Origin of the sequence: Kitasatospora indigofera, assembly GCF_014655955.1 — a bacterium.
Lineage (GTDB): Bacteria > Actinomycetota > Actinomycetes > Streptomycetales > Streptomycetaceae > Kitasatospora > Kitasatospora indigofera.
In genome coordinates this window covers 1-1704 of the sequence record NZ_BNBO01000137.1, presented here as the reverse complement: position 1 = coordinate 1704, position 1704 = coordinate 1, and the positions used below count along the sequence as shown (strand labels likewise).

General features: G+C 75.2%; 1 protein-coding gene. It reads left to right on the top strand.

The genetic code is table 11. The features are described from left to right. A partial coding sequence (locus IE329_RS39790; RefSeq protein WP_229928159.1) for a condensation domain-containing protein occupies positions 1-1704 on the top strand: 1704 nt, incomplete at both ends.

Sequence of the window (1704 nt, the reverse complement as noted above, 5' to 3'; positions counted from 1 at the left end):
AACTGCCGCTCACCGTCAACGGCAAGCTCGACCGCAAGGCCCTGCCCGCCCCCGACGCCACCGCCGCAGGCCGCGCCCCGCGCGACGCCCGCGAGGAGATCCTCTGCGGTGCCTTCGCCGAGGTGTTCGGCCTCGCCGAGGTCGGCCCGGAGGACCACTTCTTCGACCTGGGCGGCCACTCCCTGCTCGCCACCCGCCTGGTCGGCCGGATCCGCACCCTGCTGGGCAGCCGGCTGACCGTCCGCGACCTGTTCGAGGCGCCCACCCCGGCCGGTTTGGCCCACCGGGCCGCCGCCGAGGGCGAGCCGCGCCCCGCGCTCGCCCGCCGCGAGCGCCCGGCCGGCCTGCCGCTGTCGCACGCGCAGCGCCGGATGTGGTTCCTGCAGAACCTGGACGACTCGGGCGCCACCTACAACGTGCCGCTGGTCGTCCGGGTCGCCGGGGAGCTGGACCTGGCCGCGCTGCGCGCCGCCGTCGGCTCGGTGACGGAGCGCCACGAGAGCCTGCGCACCGTCTTCACCGAGCGCGACGGCGCCGTCTTCCAGCAGATCCTGGACGCCCCCGGGGCGGCCGGCACCGTCCACGTCGTCGCGTCCGGCGAGCACCGCCTCGCGGCCGACGTCGAGGAGGCGGTCCGGTACGGCTTCGACCTCTCCGCCGAGGCGCCGCTACGGGTCACCGTGCTGGAGATCGCCCCGCAGGACCACGCCGTCGTGCTGCTCCTCCACCACATCGCCGGTGACGAGTGGTCGATGCTCCCCTTCATCGAGGACCTCACCACCGCCTACACCGCGCACGCGGCCGGCGCGGCGCCCGCCTGGACGCCGCTGCCCGTCCAGTACGCCGACTACACGCTCTGGCAGCAGGAGCTGCTGGGCGCCGCCGACGACGCCGGCAGCCTGCACGCCCGCCAGGTCCGGTACTGGCGGGAGGCGCTGGCCGGCCTGCCGGAGGAGCTGCCGCTGCCGGTCGACCACCCGCGCCTCCCGGTGGCCGGCCACCGCGGCGACACCGTGCACGCCCAGGTGCCGCCGGCCGTCTACCGCGGCCTGCGGGAGGCCGCCCGGGCCACCGGCAGCACCACCTTCATGGTGCTGCAGGCCGCCGTGGCGACCCTGCTGCACCGGCTCGGCGCGGGCACCGACATCGCCCTCGGCGCACCGGTGGCCGGCCGCTCGGACGCCGCCCTGGACGGGCTGGTCGGCTTCTTCGTCAACACCCTGGTGCTGCGCAACGACCTGTCCGGCGACCCGACCTTCACCGAGTTGCTGACCCGCACCCGGGACACCGACCTGGCCGCCTTCGCCCACCAGGACCTGCCCTTCGACCGGCTGGTGGAGGCCGTCAACCCCCCGCGGGTGCCGGGCCGGCACCCGCTGTTCCAGGTGATGCTCGGCTACCAGCACAACGACGGCGGGGCGGGCCGGCTGCTCGGCCTGGAGAGCCGGATCCTGCCTTTCGAGCTGGGCGCCGCGAAGTTCGAACTCGACTTCAACTTCGAGGAGACCCCCTCGGCGGAGGAGATCGACATCGCCTTCGAGTACGCCGCCGACCTGTACGACCGCTCCACCGCCGAGGCCCTGGTCGAGCGCCTGCTGGCGGTGCTGGAGCAGGTCGCCGCCGACCCGCGCCGCCGGATCGGCACCCTGGACGTGCTGACGGTGCGTGAGCGTGGGTTGGTGCTGGGGGAGTGGGCGGCGACGT